The organism is Streptomyces shinuiensis (assembly GCF_043660855.1).
GTDB lineage: Bacteria > Actinomycetota > Actinomycetes > Streptomycetales > Streptomycetaceae > Streptomyces.
This window is the reverse complement of record NZ_JBIHML010000001.1, coordinates 974,159-990,515: the sequence shown is the minus strand read 5'-3', so window position 1 is coordinate 990,515 and position 16,357 is coordinate 974,159. Positions and strand designations below refer to the sequence as shown.

General features: G+C 73.4%; 14 protein-coding genes and 1 tRNA gene. 5 read left to right on the top strand and 10 right to left on the bottom strand.

Annotated features, from left to right (window positions below; all coding sequences use genetic code 11):
• Positions 1-126: 126 nt before the first annotated feature.
• The 6 genes from ACGRHY_RS04385 to fdhD all read right to left on the bottom strand — a co-directional run bounded on the left by ACGRHY_RS04385 (position 127) and on the right by fdhD (position 7,103).
• Complete coding sequence (locus tag ACGRHY_RS04385) at positions 127-1,533, bottom strand: cryptochrome/photolyase family protein (RefSeq protein ID WP_394634068.1); 1,407 nt, start codon at positions 1,531-1,533, stop codon at positions 127-129.
• Between the two features lie 16 nt (positions 1,534-1,549).
• The gene (locus ACGRHY_RS04380; RefSeq protein WP_394634067.1) at positions 1,550-2,323 is read right to left on the bottom strand and encodes an anti-sigma factor; all 774 of its coding nucleotides are present in this window, start codon (positions 2,321-2,323) and stop codon (positions 1,550-1,552) included.
• Positions 2,320-2,907 (bottom strand): sigma-70 family RNA polymerase sigma factor, encoded by a 588-nt coding sequence (locus ACGRHY_RS04375; protein WP_394634066.1) that lies wholly within the window; start codon positions 2,905-2,907, stop codon positions 2,320-2,322. The genes ACGRHY_RS04380 and ACGRHY_RS04375 overlap by 4 nt, the downstream gene beginning before the upstream one ends.
• A gap of 278 nt (positions 2,908-3,185) precedes the next feature.
• Positions 3,186-4,013, bottom strand: a complete 828-nt coding sequence (locus ACGRHY_RS04370; protein ID WP_394634065.1) for an aldo/keto reductase — start codon at positions 4,011-4,013, stop codon at positions 3,186-3,188.
• Between the two features lie 128 nt (positions 4,014-4,141).
• Positions 4,142-5,968, bottom strand: a complete 1,827-nt coding sequence (locus tag ACGRHY_RS04365) for an AMP-dependent synthetase/ligase (RefSeq protein WP_394637919.1) — start codon at positions 5,966-5,968, stop codon at positions 4,142-4,144.
• 259 nt (positions 5,969-6,227) lie between these two features.
• Complete coding sequence (gene fdhD, locus ACGRHY_RS04360) at positions 6,228-7,103, bottom strand: formate dehydrogenase accessory sulfurtransferase FdhD (protein WP_394634064.1); 876 nt, start codon at positions 7,101-7,103, stop codon at positions 6,228-6,230.
• A gap of 179 nt (positions 7,104-7,282) precedes the next feature.
• Between fdhD and ACGRHY_RS04355 the strand changes: the two genes are divergently transcribed.
• Together ACGRHY_RS04355 and ACGRHY_RS04350 are read left to right on the top strand one after the other, a co-directional pair.
• Positions 7,283-7,963, top strand: a complete 681-nt coding sequence (locus ACGRHY_RS04355; protein ID WP_394634063.1) for an SDR family NAD(P)-dependent oxidoreductase — start codon at positions 7,283-7,285, stop codon at positions 7,961-7,963.
• Between the two features lie 135 nt (positions 7,964-8,098).
• Positions 8,099-8,183: transfer RNA gene (locus tag ACGRHY_RS04350), tRNA-Leu, on the top strand.
• 306 nt (positions 8,184-8,489) lie between these two features.
• Here ACGRHY_RS04350 and ACGRHY_RS04345 read toward each other — a convergent pair.
• The 3 genes from ACGRHY_RS04345 to ACGRHY_RS04335 form a co-directional block, all read right to left on the bottom strand.
• Positions 8,490-8,840, bottom strand: coding sequence for a hypothetical protein (locus ACGRHY_RS04345; protein ID WP_394634062.1), 351 nt, complete (start codon positions 8,838-8,840; stop codon positions 8,490-8,492).
• A gap of 272 nt (positions 8,841-9,112) precedes the next feature.
• Positions 9,113-12,205, bottom strand: coding sequence for a glycosyl hydrolase (locus ACGRHY_RS04340; RefSeq protein ID WP_394634061.1), 3,093 nt, complete (start codon positions 12,203-12,205; stop codon positions 9,113-9,115).
• Between the two features lie 326 nt (positions 12,206-12,531).
• Positions 12,532-12,981, bottom strand: coding sequence for a carboxymuconolactone decarboxylase family protein (locus ACGRHY_RS04335; RefSeq protein ID WP_394634060.1), 450 nt, complete (start codon positions 12,979-12,981; stop codon positions 12,532-12,534).
• Between the two features lie 83 nt (positions 12,982-13,064).
• Here ACGRHY_RS04335 and ACGRHY_RS04330 point away from each other — a divergent pair, with 83 nt between their 5' ends.
• The 3 genes from ACGRHY_RS04330 (at position 13,065) to ACGRHY_RS04320 (ending at position 15,175) form a co-directional block, all read left to right on the top strand.
• Positions 13,065-13,952, top strand: a complete 888-nt coding sequence (locus tag ACGRHY_RS04330) for a sigma-70 family RNA polymerase sigma factor (protein ID WP_394634059.1) — start codon at positions 13,065-13,067, stop codon at positions 13,950-13,952.
• A 156-nt stretch (positions 13,953-14,108) separates the two neighbouring features.
• Positions 14,109-14,501 (top strand): restriction endonuclease, encoded by a 393-nt coding sequence (locus ACGRHY_RS04325; RefSeq protein WP_394634058.1) that lies wholly within the window; start codon positions 14,109-14,111, stop codon positions 14,499-14,501.
• A gap of 113 nt (positions 14,502-14,614) precedes the next feature.
• Positions 14,615-15,175, top strand: coding sequence for a mycothiol transferase (locus ACGRHY_RS04320; protein ID WP_394634057.1), 561 nt, complete (start codon positions 14,615-14,617; stop codon positions 15,173-15,175).
• 154 nt (positions 15,176-15,329) lie between these two features.
• Here the strand turns inward: ACGRHY_RS04320 and ACGRHY_RS04315 are convergent, their stop codons facing one another.
• Complete coding sequence (locus ACGRHY_RS04315) at positions 15,330-16,220, bottom strand: Scr1 family TA system antitoxin-like transcriptional regulator (protein ID WP_394634056.1); 891 nt, start codon at positions 16,218-16,220, stop codon at positions 15,330-15,332.
• Positions 16,221-16,357 lie beyond the last annotated feature (137 nt).

The window sequence follows — 16,357 nt, the reverse complement described above, 5'->3', positions numbered from 1 at the left end:
TTGGTATGTCACCCGATTCAGTGAGAAAAGATTCTCTGCCGGCTTTCCTCGGGTCGGCGCCGATCCATGAGGCCGCCGGCTCCGGGCCAACACGCCGCCCGGCCGTGTTCCGGATCGGGCGCCTGGTCAGGCGTCGCCCCCTGAGGGGCCGTTCGGGCCGGTCCGGTCCGGGCCGCGGCCCCGCCTGAAGCGGGAGGCGGTGTCGGCCGGGTCGACGATCGGCGCCGGGTAGCCCGTGCGGGCCCGCTCCGGTGCGGGCAGTGTCCAGGGCGTGTGGACGGCCGCGCCTTCGATTCCGGCCAGTTCGGGCACCCAGCGGCGCACGTAGTCGCCCCGCGGGTCGAAACGCCGCGCCTGGGAGAGGGGGTTGAGGACACGGCCCGGACGGGTGTCGTTGCCGGTGCCCGCCACCCACTGCCAGTTGAGCTGGTTGGCGGCGATGTCGCCGTCCACCAGCAGGTCCAGGAAGTGGGCCGCGCCCACCCGCCAGTTCGCGTAGAGCGTCTTGGCCAGGAAGCCCGCGGCCAGCAGCCGTCCCCGTCCCGGCATCCAGCCCTCGTGGCGCAACTGCCGCATGGCGGCGTCCACGACGGGGAAGCCGGTGCGGCCCTCGCGCCAGGCGGCGACCTCCCGCTCGTCGGTGTGCCAGCGGTCGCCGCGCGGCCGGTAGTCGCGTACGGCGGCGTCGGGCCGCGCGGCCAGCACCTGGTGGTGGAAGTCCCGCCAGGCCAACTGCCGTACGAAGGCGTCGGCGCCCGCGCCGCCGCGCCGCCGGGCCCGGTGGACCACCTCCGCGGGGGACAGGCAGCCGAAGTGCAGATGGGGCGAGAGGCGGGAGGTGGCGTCCGCCGCCAGGTCGTCGCCGAGCTCCGCGTAGGAGTCCAGCCTCCGCGCCGACCAGCGGGAGAACCGCCTGCGGGCCTCGCTCTCGCCGCCCGCCGCCAGTCCCGGCGAGACGCCCGCCACCCGGGCCCGGGAGGGCACCTCCCCGCCGCGCACGCCTGCGGGCACGGGCACGGACCGGGGCGCGGCCAGCGGGGTGCGCGCCCCCGCCGCCGTCCAGCGCCGCAGATACGGGGTGAACACCGCGAAGTGGTCCCGGCCGCGCCCGGTGGGGGTCACCGCGCCGGGCGCGAGGACGGTGGTCACCGCGTCGTGGACCTCCAGCGCGCACCCCGTGCCGGCCAGGGCGCCGCGCAGGTTCTCCTCCCGCCGCCGCGCGTAGCGGCTGCTCCCGGCCGACAGGTGCACACAGCCGGCCCCGGTCTCCCCGACCACCCGGCGCACCTCCCGGGCCACCGCGCCGCCGCGCACCACCAGACGCCCGCCGCGTTCGCGCAGCCGCCCGTCGAGGTCGGCCAGGCAGTCGGCCAGGAACGCCAGGCGGTTGGGGGTGCCGAAGCCCGCGGCCCGGATGCCGGAGTCCACCACGAACAGCGGCACCACCTCGTCCGCCCCGGCCAGGGCGGCGCGCAGCGGCGGGTGGTCGTGCAGCCGCAGGTCACCGGTGAACAGCACCACCGACACGCTCATCTCCGCCTCCTCGCCCTCACGCGGCCGGGAACTCCATCACCGCCAGCGGCTCGGAGGTGGGCTGCGCCGAGCCGCCCTCCGGTTCCACGGTCACGCCCATGCCGTCCGCGCCCGCGACGGGCCCGTCCATCATGACCGCCGCCCGCCCGCCCGAGGCGTCCACCACACCGGCCGGCCGCATGGCGCCCTCGTCGTCGAACCACAGCTGGTAGACCTTGCCCGCGGGTGGCTCGGGCAGCCTCGACGCCAGGAACGCCGCCCGGTCGCGACTGCGGGAGACCACCACGGTGGCGCTCCCCCCGCCGGGCAGTTCCCCGGCGGCGATCCGCGTGTCCGGCGCGGCGAGCAGCCGGGTCAGCTCGTCCGCCCGCCGCTGGGCCTGCTCGGCGAGCTGCCGGGCGTCGCGGGCCCGGTCGTACTGCCATACCGCTACTGCGCCCAGGGCGACGGCGGAGGCCAGGCAGGCGGCGAGCACCAGGCGCGGCAGCCGCCGCGGGCGCCCGGCCCCGCCGGAGGAACCGGGGGAGCCCGGGGAGCCGCCCGCCGGCCGGGCGCGGGGCGGCTCCTGACGCACCGCCGCGACACGGCGCAGGACCTCCTCCCGCATGCCCGGCGGGGGCGCGGCCGAGGCCGCCAGCCCCAGCCGGGCGGCGGTCGCGGTCAGCTCCCGGACCTCCTCGCGGCACGGTGCGCAGACGGCCAGGTGCCGCTCGAAGTCCCCGCGCTCGGGCCCGTCCAGCGCGTCGACGGCGTAGGCGCCGGTCAGGGTGTGCAGGTCGGCGACGCTCACGAGGCCACCCCCAGGCAGTCGCGGAGTCGGATGAGGCCGTCGCGCAGCCGTGTCTTGGCGGTGCCCAGCGGCAGTGACAGCAGTTCGGCGACCTCCCGGTAGGTCAGCCCCCGGTAGTAGGCCAGGGTCACCGACTGGCGCTGCACCTCGGTGAGGCCGCCCATGCAGCGGCGCACCTGCTCGCGCTCCAGCCGGGCCTCGACCTGCTCGGTGACGGAGTCGAACGCGGGGGTGTGGTCCAGCAGGGCGGCCCGCCGCTCGCGGTCGGAGGCGGCCTGCGCGGAGCGCACCCGGTCCACGGCCCGCCGGTGGGCGAGGGTCAGCACCCAGGCCATGGCGCCGCCCCTGTCGGGCCGGAAGCGCGTGGCGGTCCGCCACACCTCCACCAGCACCTCCTGGGCGACCTCCTCCGACTGGGCCGGGTCGCGCAGCACGCTGCGCACCAGCCCCAGTACGGGGCCGCACACCGCGTCGTACACGGAGGCGAAGGCGTCCTGGTCACCGCGGGCGACCTCGACCAGCAGCTCGTCCAGAGTGGGGTCCGGCTCGTCGGCGGGCCCGGTGATACGCACGGTCTCCTTCACCCGGGCGCACCTTCCGCGTGCGGCGTCTCCGGCGTCTCCGGCGTCCCTGGTGGCTGTGGCACGTGTGGCATGTGTTCCTCCCGCGAGACGGTCCTCACCCGGTGTTCGTGGCCGCCGGCGCGGCGGATTGGCCGGGGCCGGACCGGATTCGCGGGCGCTGCGGCCGCCGCCCGCCACCTGCCCCGTGTCCCGCCGCGCGGGGGAGGGAGGAGGAAGCGCGCACGCGCGGCGCGCCCACCGAGGCGCGCCGCGCGTGCGCGTGCCGGTGCCGGCCCGGGTCAGCCCATCGCGTCGGGGTCGGGGCCCAGCCGGGTGCCGTTGTCCAGGGTGGACAGGCCCGTCATGTCGTCGTCGTCCAGGACGAAGGAGAAGACATCGATGTTCTCCTCGATCCGGGAGGGGGTGGCGGACTTGGGGATCACCACGTTCCCCGTCTGGAGGTGCCAGCGCAGCACCACCTGGGCGGGGGTACGGCCGTGCCTGCGGGCGATCTCGGCGATCACCGGGTCCTCCAGCAGGCCCCTGCCCTGGCCCAGCGGCGACCAGGCCTCGGTGGCGATGCCGTGCTCGGAGTGGAAGGCGCGTGACTCGGCCTGCGGGAAGTTGGGGTGCAGCTCGATCTGGTTGACGGCGGGGACGATCTCGGTCTCCTCCATCAGCCGCCGCAGGTGGGTGGGCTTGAAGTTGGACACGCCGATGGCCTTGGCGCGGCCGTCGGCGTGGATCTCCTCCAGTGCCTTCCACGTCTCGACGTACCTGTCCTGCCCCGGCGCGGGCCAGTGGATGAGATAGAGGTCCACGTAGTCCAGGCCCAGCCGCTCCAGCGAGGCGTCGAAGGCGCGCAGCGCGGCGTCGCGGCCGTGGTCGCCGTTCCAGACCTTGGTGGTCACGAAGAGCTCTTCGCGCGGCAGCCCGGACTCGGCGACGGCCTTCCCGGTGCCCTTCTCGTTCTCGTAGATCGCGGCCGTGTCGATGCTGCGGTAGCCCGAGGCGAGTGCGTGCCCGACGGTGGCGGCGGCCTCCTCGTCCGGCACCTGCCACACGCCGAAGCCGAGCTGCGGCATCCGGACGCCGTTGTTGAGGATGATGCTGGGAACGTTGCTCACGAGCGATCGGTCCTTGTCAGTCGGTTGGCGACCCGTGTACCCGGAGTCCCAACGATCATGGCAGCGTTGCCGGTCCCGCCTCGCCGCACCCCGTCCCACCTCGCCGCGCGTTTTCGTGCCCGGCCCGCTCAGCCCCGGTAGAGGGCGTCGATCTCGACCGCGTACGTCTTCTCCACGGCCTTGCGTCTCAGCTTCATCGAGGGGGTGAGCAGCCCTTCCTCCTCGGTGAACCGCGATCCCAGTATCCGGAAGGTGCGGATCGACTCGGCCTGGGAGACCCGCGTGTTGGCGGCCACCACCGCCCGTCCGACCTCGGCCTCCAGATCGGGGTCGCGCACCAGCTCGGCCGGGCCCGGGTGCGGCTTGTTGCGCATGGTCAGCCAGTGGTGCACGGCGTCCTCGTCGAGGGTGACCAGCGCGGCGACGTAGGGCCGGTCGTTGCCGACCACGACGCACTGCGCCACCAGCGGGTGTGCCCGCACCCGGTCCTCCAGCACCGTCGGCGAGACGGTGTTGCCGCCGGAGGTCACCAGGACGTCCTTCTTCCGCCCGGTGAGCGTCAGATAGCCGTCCTCGTCCAGCGAGCCGAGGTCGCCGGTGGCCAGCCAGCCGTTGTGCAGCACCTCGCCGGTGGCGCGGGCGTCGTTCAGGTAGCCGGCGAAGACCTGGCCGCCGCGCAGCCACACCTCGCCGTCCTCGGCGATGTGCACCGTGGTGCCCGGGACGGGGACGCCGACGGTGCCGAAACGTGTCTGCTCGGGCGGGTTGGCGGTGGCCGCGGCGGTGGTCTCCGTCAGCCCGTACCCCTCGAAGACGCGGATACCGGCGCCGTCGTAGAACAGCCCCAGGCGCCGCTCCATCGCCGAACCGCCCGACATCGCGTACCGGCAGCGGCCGCCGAGGGCGGCGCGCAGCCGGGAGTAGACGGTCTTGTCGAAGAAGCCGTGCCGCATCCGCAGGGCCGGGCCGGGGCCGCGCCCGGTCCCGAACGCCTTCTCCTCCATCGCCTCGGCGTAGCGGACGGCGACGTCCACCGCCTTGTCGAACACCTCCAGCCTCCCCTCCGCCTCGGCCCTGCGCCGCGCGGCGTGGAAGATCCGCTCGAAGATGTAGGGCACGGCCAGCACGAAGGTGGGCCGGAAGGCCGCCAGATCGGGCAGGAGGGCGGCGGCGGTCATGTCGGGCTGGTGGCCGAGCCTGACCCCGGCGCGCACCGCCCCGACCTCGATCATCCGCCCGAAGACGTGCGCGAGGGGGAGGAAGAGCAGGGTGGAGGCCTGCTTCCCGTCCCCGGAGGGGAAGAGGGCCTCGTAGCGCCGGACGATGTTGTCGCACTCGGCCATGAAGTTGCCGTGGGTCAGCACACACCCCTTGGGGCGGCCGGTGGTGCCGGAGGTGTACAGGACGGTGGCGGGGGTGTCCGGGGTCAGCGCGAGCCGGTGCCGGTGCACCACGTCGGCGTGGAGGTGTGCCCCGGCGGCGGCCAGCGCTCCCTCGGCGTCGGAGTCGAGCTGCCACAGCCGCTTCAGGCGCGGCAGCCGGCCGATGACCGAGCCGACGGTCATCGCGTGGTCCTCGTGCTCCACGACGGCGGCCGTCACCTCCGCGTCGTGCAGCATCCAGTGGACCTGCTCGGCCGAGGAGGTGGGGTATACCGGCACCGGCTGGGCACCGACGGACCACAGGGCGAAGTCGAACAGCGTCCACTCGTAGCGGGTGCGGGACATGATCGCCACCCGGTCGCCGAAGCGCACGCCCTCGGCGAGCAGTCCCCTGGCCAGCGCCAGCACCTGGTCGCGGAACTCCGCGGCGGTCACGTCCCGCCACACGCCCGAGGCGTCCTTGCGCGTCATCACCACCTGGCGCGGGTCGGCGTCGGCACGGTCGAAGACGGCGTCGGCCAGCCCTCCGGTCTGAGGCTCCGTCGCCAGGGCCGGGACGGTGAACTCGCGCACGTGCCGCTCCTCGTCGCGCTGTGGCATGGGGGGACGCACAGCGAGGCGACCGTATCGGATCCGCGGGGCGCCCAGGAAGGGATGTGATGCGGCTCTGCGGGGTAAATGCGGCCACTTCGGGACGCCCGTGCCGGGCCGTCACCGTTTATCCCGGTCGTCTCCACCGAATCCGCAGCGCGGCGCGCCCTCTTCCGCGGTGGGACGTGTGGTGGCCGGGACGCCGGTTTCCGCGCCCGTCCCGCGCCCGGTTCCGCCGCCCTCAGGCCCGCCGCGCGCCGAGCGCCACGCGGTGCTCGCCGGCGTAGACGTTCATCGACGCCCCCCGCAGGAAGCCGACCAGTGTCAGTCCCGTCTCGGCGGCCAGGTCGACGGCCAGGGAGGACGGCGCGGAGACGGCCGCCAGCACGGGCACACCGGCCATCACCGCCTTCTGCGCCAGCTCGAACGAGGCACGCCCCGAGACCAGCAGCACCGCGCGCGACAGCGGCAGGTCCCCCCGGGTCAGGGCGCGTCCGACGAGCTTGTCGACGGCGTTGTGGCGGCCGACGTCCTCGCGCAGGTCCAGCAACTCCCCCTCCGGGGAGAACAGGGCGGCCGCGTGCAGACCGCCGGTGCGGTCGAACACCCTCTGGGCCGCGCGCAGCCGGTCGGGCAGCGCGGCGAGCACCTCCGGCTCCAGCGGGGGAAAGCCCCCGCCGTCCCCGCTCCCGTCCCCGCCTCCGACGGGCCAGCGGGCGGTGGTGCGCACCGCGTCCAGGCTGGCCTTGCCGCACAGCCCGCACGAGGAGGTGGTGTAGACGTTGCGCTCCAGGGTGATGTCGGGGACGGGCACCCCGGGGGCCAGGCGCACGTCGACGACGTTGTAGCTGTTGCGGGTGGTGCCGTCGGCCTGCTCGGTGGCGCCGGCGCAGTAGACGATGTTCGCCAGATCCTCCGGGCGGCCCAGCACGCCCTCGCTGACCAGGAAGCCGGCGGCCAGGGCGAAGTCGTCGCCGGGCGTGCGCATGGTGACCGCCAGCGGTTTGCCGTTCAGGCGGATCTCCAGCGGCTCCTCGGCCACCAGGGTGTCCGGGCGCTCGCTCACCGCACCGTCGCGCAGACGGACGACGCGGCGGCGTTCGGTGACTCGGCCCATGGAAGATCAGCCCTGCCTCGGTCGACGCTTCACGGCCGTGGCGCCCTCCGCCGCGGCTGTCCCATTGTGCTGGTGCCCCGCTTCCGTCGTACGCTCACCCGCCGCCCGGCCGCCCACCCGCGCGAGGGGGTGCGGGCCGCCGGGCTGCCGGATCCGGCCCAGGGACCCACAATGAGGACATGCCGGACGTATCCGATGCATCGAACGCGCCGCTGCGCCTGCTGGTCGTCGGCGCCACCGGAGTCCTCGGTGGCGCCACCGCCGACGCCCTGGCCCGCCGGGGTGATGCGCTCCTCCTCGCCGGCCGCGACCGGGAGCGGCTGGCGTCGGCGGCGCGGCGCCTCAAGGCCGCCTCCGCCCCCTGCGACGCCTACGACCTGGACGGCATGGCCGCCCTGCCCCGTCTGGCCGCCGAGGCGATGGGCGGTCTGGACGGCGTACTGACGGCGATCGGCGCGGTCGCCTTCGGTCCGGCCGAGGAGACCGGCACGGCCGTCACCGAGCACCTGTTCGCCGTCAACACCCTGGCGCCCATCGCGGTGCTGTCCGCCGCGCTGCCCCTGCTGGACCCGCCCGGCACCCTGGCCGCCACCACCGGCGTGGTCGCCGTCCGCCCGCAGCCGCGGATGGCCGCCTACAGTGCCTCCAAGGCGGCGTTGTCCGCCTGGCTGACGGCGGTCGCCGCCGAGCGGCGCCGCACCGGCCTGTCGGTGGCCGACCTCCACCTGCCGCACACCGACACCGGTCTGGCCGGGCGCGCGGTCGCGGGCAGCCCGCCGCCCCTGCCGCGCGCCGCGCCGCTGGAGGAGACCGTCGGGAAGATCGTCGCGGCCTTCCACCCCGAACCGCCCGGCACCTGAACGGCGGCCCTGCCCAGTGCGGTCCGACCGCTCCGGCACCCCACCGGACCACGGCTTATGCGGGTGAGAGGCACCGCGAAAACTTGGTATGGTGTTCCCCGTCGCCGCGGCCGGAAGGCCGCTGGTCACACACCGGTCCGGGTGGCGGAATGGCAGACGCGCTAGCTTGAGGTGCTAGTGCCCTTTATCGGGCGTGGGGGTTCAAGTCCCCCCTCGGACACAGCACAGAATCCCGCGGCCTCGTCGAGGCCGCGGGATTCTCGCGTTCACGGGCACGCCGGAGCCCCGCCGCCCAGGAAGGGACGGCACAGGGCTCTCGCGGGCCTGTCGGGTGTCAGACGTCCCGCCGCCTGCACGCACCGGCCGGCGACCGCACCTTGCGCGTCGAGGTCACCGACACCCGCGCCGGGACGGGCCGGGCAAGACCGTCCCGGCGGAGGGCGAAATGCGGGGAGGTGAGCTGTCGTGATCGGCGCAGAGGAGCACCGGCGCAGCGGCACTGCCCCGGCACGCCCGGCCGGCCTCTTCACCCACCACGGACGGCCGACGGCCCCACCCTGTGGGGCTGGGCCGTCGCCGGGTCGCTGCCCGGGGGCCGGGGCGCCACGCGGTGGCGACGGGCACCGAGCGGGCTGAGTTCGAAGGCCAACCGCCCCAGCGCGACGAGGGTGCCCTGCCCGAAGACGAGGATCAGCCACCATCCGGCATCCCAGTACCAGTTCTCGGTCCAGGGCCGTGTGATCGTCAGCGTCCCGACGAGGTGCGAGACAGCGATGACGATGCCCGTCCGCCGCTGCCGGGGGCAGAGGAGGGGCGGCACTGCCCAGAGCACGGAGACCAGCACCAGCCAGGGGGCGAGGAACGGCAGACCGGACATGGCGGGCCTCCGACGTCGGTGGGGAGCGCAGTCCGGCCACCGTCGCACCGGCGGGCCCGCGGTAACAGCTCGGCTGGATACCGTAAGGATCACGATGCGCCCCCGGCGGCAGAGCGGTGGAAGCCGACCGCCCCCGCGTCCGGCACGCCGGACGCGGGGGCGGTCGGGCTCCGGCGGCACGGGAGGCGGGAGGACCGTAAGCCGGTGCCGGCGGATGCCCGGTGGTACGGCGCGTGAGGGATGCGCCGCGCCACCGGGCGCCCGGTCAGCGGTCAGGCGAAGGGGATGGTCAGGACGGAGCCCGAGCCCACCTGGATGGTGGACGGGCCGTTGCCCAGCGCGCTCCAGACCTCGACGCGGACGGTCCCGCCGTCCAGTTCGCCCAGTTCGCCCGAGGAGGAGTGCAGCCCCTGCCGGGCGGAGGAGTACTCCTCCCAGCCGGGGATCGGGTCGGTGGCGAAGTAGCGGAACGTCTCGACGCGGTCGAACGTGCCGTCGCCGGTCAGGTCGTAGGAGACCCTGGCCTGCTGGGCGTGCCCGACGGCGGTGCCGGCGTCCACGTTGAAGGTGAAGGCCGTGGCCGAGCCCGGCTTCAGGGTGCCCCTGACGTTCTCCACCTCGTAGACGAGCGGGTTCTTCGGCGTGCCGTCGTTGTTCGTCCCGCCGGCCGACTCGATGGTGTCGGCGGAGGACGTCGGGGCCGCCTCGACGGCGAGCTCACCGCCCGACCGCAGATAGAAGGTGTCCGCCTCGACGTACGGCGGGGGCGGGGTGCCGGTGGTGGTGACGGTCACGGTCCCGCTCGCCGGACCGGTCTGGCCCGCGGTGTCGCGCGCCCTGACGCTGTAGGTGTACTCCGTGCCGGAGGTCAGCCCGGTGTCGGTGTACGTGGTCCCGGTGACCGTGGCGACCCTGGCGCCGTCGCGCAGGACGTCGTAGTTCCTGACGCCGTTGTCGTCGGTCGCGGCGGCCCAGTTCAGCGTGACCGAGCCGTCGGTGACGTCGCTCGCCTCCGGGGTGCCGGGCGCGCCGGGCTTGTCGTCGTCCGGCGGCGGCGGGGTGCCGTCGTCGTCGCCGCACAGCGTTTCGAGCAGCGTGTCGTCGCCCGCCCCGGACGCGGTGGACTTCGCCGGGACGTTCAGGACGCCGCCGTCGGAGAACTTCACCGAGCACTCCTGCTCGCCGTGGTTGTGCGCGGCGTACGTCCTGGTGCCGTTCTTCTCGAAGGCCACGGCGGTGGGCGTGTTGGCGGTGACGGTCATGTCCGGCGCGCCGATGGAGTCCATCGTGGCGACCCAGTGGTAGGTGTGGGCCTTGGTCTCGCCGGCCTCGGGGACGTAGCCGCCGTTCCACTGGTTCCAGTACTGCATGGCCCCGGCCGGGTCGTAGAGCGCCTGGACCTCCCAGAAGACGTCCCGCCACTCGACGGCCGGGCCGCCGTTCTCCTCCTCCATCTCGGCCACGCTGCGGCGCAGCATCTCCTTCTCACGGGCCAGGTGCAGCGAACCACCGGTCACGGGAAGGAAGTTGATGCCGTGGATCTCCTCGGGGTTGGCCGTCCACCAGGTGGCGTAGGCGCCGCCGCTGCTCCAGACCATGCCCACGATGTCGTGGGTGAAGTCCTCGGGGTAGACCTCCTGGTCGGCGTCGAACCAGTACTGCGCGATCGACTCCGACTCGGTCATCATCATGTAGACGCCCTGGTCGCGCAGTGCCTTGTCGCCCATGGCGGAGCCCCACAGGATCAGCCCCGCGCTGAGGTTGATCGACTCCGAGGACGACTCCTGGTTGTTGCCGGCGGCGAAGGCCGAGTGGCCGGCGGCCCAGCTGTGGCCGGCGTAGACGTCGAAGCCGCGCAGGAACGGGTACTTGGTGTCGTCCCTGGCCGGGTTGGCGGCGTCCCCGATGAGCTCCTTGACCATGCCGCCCCACTCGGAGTCGGCGGCCCACTGCGGGTCGTACTGCGCCACGATGGCCGCGGCCATCACGTAGTACGAGTAGTGGAAGTGGTGGTCGTTCAGCTCCTGGTCGCTGCCGTATGAGGCGGGGTAGCCGATGAGGGTGCGCCAGTCCTTGTCGTAGGAGAACTCCGACGGGCCGCCGACGGTGAACCACTCCTCCATGCGTCCCTTGATCAGGTCCAGGAGCTTGTCGCGGTTGGCGGTCTCGCCGATCTGGTCGGCGATCGGCACCAGTTGGGCCAGCTTGCCCAGCGCCTTGCCGGTCCAGTAGGTGTCGATGGCGCCGCTGAACGGGTCGCCCTGCGTCAGCACGTCGTTGATGTACGTCTTCAGCCTGGCCTCGTCGACACCCGGGGCGGCGGGCAGCCCCGGCAGGACGCCGTTGACCTTCTGGACGGTGGTGAACGAGGTGCCCTCGCGGACCTTCATCTCACCGCGCGAGGAGACGTAGCCGTGGGCGGTGAGGTCGTCGGTGGTGTTCAGCCACTGGTGGCGGTAGAGCGCCTGGAGGGTGCCGGTCTCGGTGCCCTCCATCGCCTCGGTGGTCAGCGAGTAGGTCGCCCTCACCTCGCCGGCGCCCTCGTCGTAGCTCCAGTCCACCCTCGAGCCGGTGACGAAGCTGAAGGCGTACTTCTCGTACGTCGCCAGCGCGCCCCGGCTGGGCAGCACCGCGAGCGAGAAGTAGTCCTTCGAGCCCAGGTCGGCGCGGATCTGGCTGCCGGAGACGGTCCAGTCGCTGCCGGAGGGGGCGAACAGCGCGTAGTGGTGGCCGGAGACGGTCACGCCGAGCACGTTGCCGTCGTCGGCGAAGACGGTGGGCGCGTCCGCCGCGGTGATCTGCGCCGCGCCGCCGCTGCCCTGTGCGTACACGTACGGCAGGCCGTGGCCGATGGTGGTCCGCAGGGTGCGGGAGCCGTCGGACCAGTAGGGGGTGACGGTCCAGTCGCTCCACCCGTCCGCCTTGGCGTCGGGGGAGTCGAGGCCGGCGAGGCCGAGGGTCAGGTCCGCCTTGTGCGGGAACTCGTACTGGCGCCCGCCGCCCACGATCTGGTGGGTGGTCGGGTAGCCGACCTCCAGGCCGCCGGAGACGGCCTTGTACGTGAGGGGGTGGCCGTACATGTTCTCGGAGTACGGGTTGGCGGAGAACCGCTGGAAGACCAGCGAGGACCACCAGTCGTTGGTCGGCACCGGCTCGTCCGCCATGGCCGGGGTGACCTTCGGCTTGACGGCCTGGCCGCCGCTGTCGGAGGGTCCCTGCCTCCCCGCCGGGCGGACGTCGCTGTAACTGCCCTTGCCCACCTCGATGGTGGCGGCGTGGGCCACGCCGGCACCGGTGGTCGTCGCCAGGCCCGCGGCGGCCACGGCGGCCGCCGAAAGCAGGGCGATGCGTCTGTGGAATCTCATGGACAGCCCTTCTCTGAGAGCGCTCTCAAGGAGTGGCGACAACGTAGATTCCTGACAGTTCATGGTCAATACTTGAAACCATGGAACTTCGGGGAAGGCGCGTGCGATTCAGAGGTTGACCACTTCCCGACGGTGCCGCGCGGGAACGTCCGCCCGGCCCGCCGCGCGCGTGACCGGCGCGTTCGCGCGGTGAACCGAGCCGGCCGGGGCGAACGGGCACCGAGCCCGCCCGCCCCGGCCGAAGCGTCCGCTCCGTCTCCGGCCCGTCGGAGGGCAGGGGGCGCGCCCCCTGCCCTCCGACGCGAACGCACCCGCGCCCGCCCGGCTCACCAGGTCTTGCCGGCCTGCTCCCGGACCGTGTGGTTGATCCGGTTGAAGAAGTTGGTGATCGCGATGTACAGAATGATCGAGGAGAGCTGCTTCTCGTCGAAGCGGGCCGCCGCGGCCTCCCAGATCTCGTCGGTCACGCCCGGCGCGCCGTCCTGTATCCGGGTGGCGGCCTCGGCCAGCGCGAGCGCCGCCCGCTCATCCTCGGTGAAGAGAGCCGTCTCACGCCAGGCGACCACGTTGTGCAGCCGCTCGTCGGTCTCCCCGCACTTCTTCGCCGACCGCACACCGGCGAACACGCACGGGCTGCAGCCGTTGATCTGGCTGGCCCGCAGATGGACCAGCTCCAGCAGCCGCGCATCGACACCACCGGAGTGAGCCGCCTTGACGATCTGCTGGATCGCGCCGACCAGCTCGGGGTCCGCCGGGCTCTTCATACGTGCTTCCATCACTTCGGCTCCCTCATCGGTTACCCGAGCCCCTTCCGGGCCCGTCACCCCCATGACGGAGCACACCCGAGGGAGGTAACAACATGTCCGGCACCAGCCCGGCGGGCCCGGCGGACCCGGTGGCCCAGGCGTTCGAGACCCAGCGCGACCGGCTGCGCGCGGTCGCCCACCGCATGCTCGGATCGCACGCCGACGCCGAGGACGTGGTCCAGGAGGCATGGCTGCGGCTCTCCCGCCAGGACACGGCGGCCATCGACAACCTCGCCGGCTGGCTGACCACGGTGGTCGGCCGGATCAGCCTCGACATCCTGCGCTCGCGCCGGTCCCGCCCCGAGGCCTCCTACGGCGACCGGCCGCCCGAGTTCACGGTGACGGTCGACGAGGGCCCCACACCGGAGGACGACGCGGCGCTCACCGACTCGGTCGGACTCGCGCTCCTGGTCGTCCTGGAGTCGCTCAGGCCGAGCGAGCGGCTGGCGTTCGTACTGCACGACCTGTTCGCGGTGCCGTTCGACGAGATCGGCCGCATCCTCGGCAAGTCCACCGGCGCCGCCAAGATGCTCGCCAGCCGCGCCCGCGGGAAGGTGCGGGAGGCCGAGCGGCCGGCCGGTGCCGGACGGGAGCAGCGGGAGGTGGTCCGGGCCTTCCTGGCCGCGGCCCGCCGCGGAGACTTCGAAGGACTGCTGCGCGTGCTCGACCCCGAGGTGAGGCTGACGGCCGACACCCCCGGCGGCAGGGTCGTCACCCTCGGCGCCACCGAGGTCGCCGCGGGCGCGCGACTGGCCGGCGAAGCGGCCGCGCGGACGCGGACGGCGCTGGTCGACGGCCTTCCCGGGACCGTCTCCTGGCGCGAGGACGGATCCCCGCTCTCGGTCCTGGCGTTCACCGTCGAGGGCGGCCGGATCACCGGCATCTCGGTCGTGTCCGACCCGGCCGGGCTCGCGTCGATGGACCTGCCGGAACCGGGGTGAGCCTGTCCGCGGTGGCGTCGGTCCCGGCCGCCGCATGGTTTCCGGCCATGGCCGACGGGCGCCCTTCCACGCCCGCCCCCTCCTGCCCGGACTGCTGCACGGATCGTGGGGGAGAGGGGGTCGGGATGGCTGCTCGTCGTGGAGGCGGTAGAGGGCGTGGGAGTCGCGGAAGCCGTGGAGGTCGTAGGGGACCCGGACGTGGCTCGGCGGCTCGGCGCGGACGTGGTCGGGCGGCTCCCGGACGTCCGCACGATGGTCGTCCAGTGCAAGCGGTACGCGCCGACCCGCGCCATCGCCAGCCGCGAGATGCGCGACCTGATGGGAGCGAAGGTGCACTTCGGGGCCGACGTGGCCGTCTTCGCGACGACTTCACGCTTCAGCCGGCCGTCCCGGGCGCCGGCGGTGCGGCACGGAATCCTCGCCGTGCACCGCGACCACCTGGGCCTGTGGGACAACGGCGCCTCCCTGCCCACCCCGGCCGACGTCAACGGCGCGGGCCAGGGCGACCGGGAACACCGCGCACGCTGGAAGGAGACTTACGGGAGGTAGCGCGCGAGGGACCCGGCGGCGGGTGGCGGCAGCGTCCTGGCCCGGCGGGCCAGGACGCTGCCCCCAGGAGAACTCGGTGGCGGGCACGGGCTGTTGCGGACGAGCATGGGCGCATGAGCGACCGACCCGCGCGATGGACCGGGGCGACCGTCCACCCCGACATGTGGACCGACCCGGACGACGACCCCCGCGACAGAGAAGGCCCCGGCCCGGAGGGCGAGCTCGCGACACTGCGGGAGTTCCTGAAGGACTACCGCACCTCCCTGCGGATGAAGTGCGAGGGCCTGAACGCGGAGCAACTGGCCCGCCGTTCGGTCCCGCCGTCGACGATGTCGCTGCTCGGCCTCCTCCGGCACCTCGCCGAGGTGGAACGCGACTGGCGCAGCTGGATCGGCGACGACGAACCGCTGCCGAAGCTGTACGGCGAGAAGGACGCGGACTTCGGCGGAGCCGTCGCCGACCGGGCCGTGGCCGACGCCGCGTACGCCGACCTGGAGCGCGAACAGGCCTCCACCGACGCCGCGTTGGCCCGGCACCCGGACCTGGGCGAGCGCGTGGGAAAGGACGGGGTCACGATCCGGGAGCCGATGGTGCACGGGATCGAGGAGTGCGCCCGCCACTGCGGGCACGCGGACCTGCTGCGCGAGTGCGTCGACGGCCGGGTGGGGCAGTGATGTGGGGCGGAGGCGGGCCGATACGGCCCGCCTCCGCCGTGAACGCGCTCCACGCCAGTGCCGGGAGGACCGGCGCCGGGCCGCCGGAGTCCCCGCCGTCCCCTACGGGCACCGTGCCGGGAGGCCGCCCCGCGGGGGCATGAACGCGGGTCGGTCAGCCCACCAGCAGGTAGGCGGTCCCCCAGTCCTGCGGGTTGCAGTTGCCGCGGTAGCGGCGGTCGGTGTCTGTGTAGGAGAAGCCGGGCGGGATGGTGCACGCCCAGATGCCGGTGCGGGGTACGGCGAGCAGGTAGGCGGTTCCCCAGTCCTGCGGGTTGCAGTTGCCGCGGTAGGTGCGGTCGGTGTCGGTATAGGTGTAGCCCGAGGGGACGGTGCACGCCCAGACACCGTCGGCCGGGTCGACGACGTAATAGCTGGTTCCCCAACCGCTGGGGTTGCAGCTGCCGCGGTAGGTGCGGTCGGTGTCGCTGTAGGTCTTTCCGGCCGGGACGGTGCACGCCCAGAAACCCGAAGCCGCCGTCACGCTCTTCTGTGCCGAAGGCGCGGCGGAGGTCGCGGCTCCCGCGGGTGCGGCGGCCAGGCCGCCCAAGGCGAGCGCTGCCGCGCCGGCCACCGCCGTGACGGCTGTACGGATCCTCGATCGCTTCATGTGACGGGCTCCTTGTATAGAGTGCAGCGGCAGGGACCGGCCGATCAGCGCGCCGCCCCACCGGCTGCGACGGCCATCAAGCAAAGTCATGCTCACATCATGATTGGTGAACGGCAACAGGACCTGCCTCGCGGGTGCGTCGGCGGGTGGGGCCGGTGACTCCTCCGACGACAAGGCATCGCCCAGGGCGAGGTCGTAGGCCGACTGACAGGTCTCGACCATGTCCGGGTCATCCATGACACGCTCGGTGCGCAGGCCTTCAACGCAGGCCACCGGAGGGGCGTCGGTGAACCGCATGAGGGTGACCATGCTCTCCAGCAGCGCGTGCGCACCTGCGGAGAAACCGTAGAACTCCTGTGGCGAGTAAGGACGGTCGATCCCGCCGCCGCGTCGCATGTGCCCAACATCCCTTCTCTCCAGCTCTCTCTGGAGAACTGGAAGCCCTGTTGAGCGTACCGCCACGGCAGCACTCTGCGAGTGGGCGGATACGGAAAGTCACCGCACGCGGCACGGGAGCAGGCATGGCGACGTAC